Below are 4,817 nucleotides of genomic sequence, written 5' to 3' on the forward strand. Positions count from 1 at the left end.
TTCCCAAAAACATTAATGAGGCAATTACTGCTTCATAAATTGAATAGCTCGATGATGAACTGTATTTTGTCATTTTCTCAAATTACCTACAACGGACAAGTATATGGCAAGTAGGCGATTGCGTTGCACTTTCTTATCAAACCGAAAGATGGTTGATGCGGGCTACAGTGCTTGAAACTACTACTATCCCGCCTATTTGCTATATACAATGTTAGTAGCCGTTTTTTCTTCTAAATATAAGTATGATTGAGGAGCACAAAACTTCTCAAAGAAATCTGTAGGGTCAACTCCTTCGTTAAATTTTTTAAATGTTTCTACTCCGATTGAAAATCCAGTGTCAGAGTTTTTATAATACTCAAAAAAGTCCTTCTTTTTAATTCCCCCAACATCCTTGAACTTTTTCCATAATCTCTCAGGTGAATCTTCTTCAACTTTTCCGATTGTAAAGTAGCCTATAATCTTTTTTTCAGGTGAAGAAGAATACACAAAAACCTTATCTACAGGTTTTTTAAAAATCTTTTTCCTAAATTCGACCTTTTTAGTACCAGCCATAATAGCCTGTGCATAAATAGGTTTAATTGATAATATAACGCTCGTCAAAGTATCCTTCATTTTTTAAAGTCAAATAATCCTGTTCTTTTAATCTTGTGACAGTTTGTAATTTATTTTTAAAACTGTCAATTCTCTTGATTTTAGACAATTTAATTTTCTTATCCATGTATGTAATTAGCCTAAAAATAATTACATGCAAGCTACCCTTTTTAGTCAACATTTCATTTAATTGACTTTGCGAAAATACCGTCTTTTTCTTAACTATTTTCCATAAATCATCAAAGTTATTCACCTGTGTTGCAGATTCCAAAATTCCAATCGGTTCAATTACTTTGTCCGTTTTAGATGAATAAAACAAAAGCAAATCACCTTGATTTAGATTCTTTATCCGGGTGTTTGAAATATAGGCCTTTACAATTGTGTTTCCTTGGATTTCATTAATACTATCACGTGCTGAATCAAAAAGTGTTGGTTGTCTTAATTTACCGTCTTTGAAAAGAGTTCCGTAAAATTCTGGTCTGATTGGTATTACAAATTTATTGACCGATTTTCCGTCCGTATAAAATGGATGAATTTTAAAAATATTGCCATTGTTTGAGATTTTGTTTTTGTCTAAGCACTTTATCATACGAATTTCACTTAATCCTTGCTTATTCGTAAATGTTTGTTTTTCGAATCCGAATTTTTCAAGTAATCTAATTAATTGCTCCTGTTTCTCATAAACAGTTAAATACAAATATCCAATTTTGTGATTTATACAAAAAGCAAACATTTTATTGAGAAAAAGTTCTCCTAATTTTATTCCAAAAGCGTCATTTGAGACTTTTAATGTGCAAATTTTAAGCACTTTCTCATAAATCCCTGTGATTTTATGGTTTTCTACTTTTTCAATGTTATAAATCAGAATAGCCTGCATACTATTATCAACTATCAGAGAATAACATTTTCTATCTTCTTTTACACATTTACCAAGCCATTCCTTAAATTTTTCATTTCCGTAATCGTTACGTAAACTATCAAAAAATTCGGTTTCAAAGTAGCATTCAATATTCCTAATACTTTGTTCTTTAAGAATAGGGTGCTGTGGTATTTCAATAATGAATTGTTTTTCAAGTTTTTCTAATGCGTTATTCACACTTAAAACTTTACTTTCTAATCCAAATTTTGAAGCTTTTGAATGAATTCCATTGTCTTGAGTTACAAAATAATCGACAAACCCCTTAAATAGTTGAAATAACTGTCGGTTATCTATTTTATCATTTATCTTGTTATCCTTAATATTTTCAAGAAATTCATCTGTTGGTTCTGCGAAATTCTCAAGTCTTTCATACTTTTCAAGTTTTGATAAAATTACATTTCTACGTTCCGTATTTTTATCTCTTTCAATATCTTTAGGTATAGCATTGGGATGATAAAGAATTTTACATCCGTTTGAAATCGCTAGATTATAAAACGTAGAGAAATCCTTTCCAATGATTTTGTTATCCTCTAACTGAATCAGAATATTTGTATCAATAAGTATTTTCACAATTTCTTCATTTGTAGGGTGTTTCTCTTAAATGGCTACTAACGGCCTTGGCTATGATTTCGTTGCGGAAAAATACGCAGGATTTATTCCGTTGTAGCTTAAAGATAGAAAAAAGGATGGAATTTTCGGTAGAAAATTCCGCCGCAATGAATTATAGCCGTTGTTACATACTGTGGCGACACGCTCTGCTTGGAAGGACCTGCTATGCCGTCCACATAATTTTTTCCGCTTTACTCTTTTTCCGTCCACTTTTTTTATTCAGCAATGCGCTGATTTATTTTTAAAACGTAGATTTTAATATCTTTTTCTTGTTTACTTCAAATTTTTGATTCAACCTTAATTCCGCTTAATTTTTAAATTCGCTTTTTATTATTTTGAAGGATATTGTTTTAATCAATTTTTTTCAGCGTTGTGCTTTTCATTCCGTGTAATGCTTTTTCAATTTCGCAGATGACTTTTTAAGTCAGTTGATTTTAATAAAAAAATGATTTATTTTTTCTCAAGTTTTTCAACCAGTCAGAAAAATTATTTGTCCGTTCTGCTTTTCATTCCGAGCCATTGTATGTAACGGTTTTGTGTATGGCTCGTTGCGGGAAATTCGCGAGAATTTTCCGCCGTAACCGAAAGATAGCAAATTGCAATGAATTCCGATTAAGGAATTCAGCCGCAATGAGCTATACACGGTGTTAGCAAATGTTTTTTTTAATCCCACCAATATTCATATTTCCAACTTCTCACTCCATTGTGGTGTGAACAAGTTCCACTACCAGTTGAATAAGATGAAGTTCCATCTCTACATTTTGCTCCAATTCTTTTTCTTGAGCCACAAGTGAAAACCATAAAAAATATTAATAATATACTTGCATATTTCAGAAACTTAAAACTATAATCATTTTCGTTGCTTTCTGGAATTTTAGTTAATGTTTTTTGTTCCTCTAAAATTGGTTTTACTTTTTTCTCTTCTTTGAGTTTTGCTTCTCTTTCTTTTGCCTCTTTCAGTCTTGCATATCGAAGTTGGTCGTATTTTTTTATTAAAGAAACTCTTTCTTCTTCGGATATATTTCTCCATTCCGAACTATTATTTGCTTCGAATATGATGTTAAAATATTGGTTAGAATTATACTTTACATTTCTGTGTGGATTTTTATGAGAAAAATTGTTCCAAATTACTCTCTTCTGGCTTGAGTATAATGAGTTCAGTTTATTTTTCCTTTCAAGTGAATATTTATTCCAATCTCTTTTAGAAATATTTAATCCAACTCTTGTTTCTCTATAATCTTTTTCTTTTGAGAGTTGTTTTAATTTCGTTTCGTACGCTTTTTCTTGTTCTGGGGTTATAAAACTTGAAAGTATAATCTGAAAAATTGGTAAGATAATTTTGAAGCCTAAAAATATAAATATGAAAAACCCAAGAAAATACAATTCTCCATAGAGTCCTATCAAGACTAATGCTATGATTGTCAAAACCACGCAAATTGCATTTTCATTATTTTCTATGTATTTATCTAATCTTACCAGCATTTTAAAAGTTTCTATCAAATAAGATTTTGAAAATATATTAGACAAATATTGGTGAGCATAGGATAATCATTTTGTAGGAAGTGCTTTTAAATATTTGCTAACGGTTTAGGCTATGAACAGTTGCGTGGTTTAGCACGAACTTTTGCAAGTACACGACAAGGTGAAAATTCCGCAGGAATTTTCAGGATAAGCCTGTAATAGCAATTGTTTATAGCCATTGTTGTACACAGTTTTTATTGATTTATGTGGTATACTCGTTCATCTTCACTATCTCTATATCTTATCAAGTTCCCACTGTTCGAATACTCAAAATGATGTGGATATGTAAATTGTTGGTTATGGATATTATTATTGTTTTTTTCAGTTAGTGAGATTACATTGTTTTCAGATAAATATGCTGGTCCTACATAAGGAATAAAAATGCCATATGCAATGAAGAAGCCTTTGAAAGGATTTATGTTGTCATCATATTCGTACCAATAAGTATAATCAACGCTAGAACTTCGTGCTTCTATCCTTATAATATTCTTAAAATTGTCATCATAATAAAATTCGCTTACTCCAAAATCCACTTCATCTCCTGCTCCTCTTGAATCAGACCAAATCTCCTTTACTTTTCCGTTTGGATAGTATCCAATATAATATTCTTGTACGGTAAATTGACTATCCATAAAAATACTTTTTAAAAGACCATTACTATTATAATTAAATGTGTAACTTTTAATTACTTCGAATTCGTTACAAACGTTAGTTCTTGTTGATACAACACTTTCTACATTTTGAGAAGAATTATATTCGAATTGATAGATGTTCTTTTCGCATCCTTGATAATGAGGTAGGTAGAAAATCATTTTATCAACTGTATTTGTGTTTTCGAGATATTCAAATTCCCATTTTCTATGTGTGTTACCATACATTACTAAAAAGATAGAATTAATTGAGTTGTCTAGATTGCCTTTTGAAAGCTCATTTAAAATTACATTAGGCTCATCTAATTCAAAACCTAATTCAGCGTGATTTAATGAACCATTATTTCCAATTAAATCATTTCCATCGTCTTTTTCACAGCTGGCAAAGGTTGTCAATATTAAAATCAATAAAATCTTTTTCATATTTGTTGTTGTATTATACTGATATAGGTTGACCTTTTTTTAGGTTAATTTATACCGTTCAAAAGATTTTTTTCAGCCGTTTAGAAGGCAAAAAAAATAGTTTG

Annotated in this window: 4 protein-coding genes; all 4 read right to left on the bottom strand. The window is 30.4% G+C overall.

The annotated features are described in order from the left end of the window. Positions 1-192 precede the first annotated feature (192 nt). Positions 193-612 (bottom strand): ASCH domain-containing protein, encoded by a 420-nt coding sequence (locus tag DFQ11_RS14670; RefSeq protein WP_110476629.1) that lies wholly within the window; start codon positions 610-612, stop codon positions 193-195. Further along, complete coding sequence (locus tag DFQ11_RS14675) at positions 575-2,080, bottom strand: PIN domain-containing protein (protein WP_110476630.1); 1,506 nt, start codon at positions 2,078-2,080, stop codon at positions 575-577. The genes DFQ11_RS14670 and DFQ11_RS14675 overlap by 38 nt, the downstream gene beginning before the upstream one ends. Before the next feature lie 702 nt (positions 2,081-2,782). After that, complete coding sequence (locus DFQ11_RS15305; protein ID WP_189343031.1) at positions 2,783-3,601, bottom strand: hypothetical protein; 819 nt, start codon at positions 3,599-3,601, stop codon at positions 2,783-2,785. 233 nt (positions 3,602-3,834) lie between these two features. Continuing rightward, positions 3,835-4,713 carry a hypothetical protein gene (locus DFQ11_RS14685; protein WP_146221551.1) on the bottom strand — a complete coding sequence of 293 codons (879 nt, stop codon included), beginning with the start codon at positions 4,711-4,713 and terminating at the stop codon, positions 3,835-3,837. Positions 4,714-4,817 lie beyond the last annotated feature (104 nt).

It is taken from the genome of Winogradskyella epiphytica (assembly GCF_003217215.1).
Taxonomy (GTDB): Bacteria; Bacteroidota; Bacteroidia; order Flavobacteriales; family Flavobacteriaceae; genus Winogradskyella; species Winogradskyella epiphytica.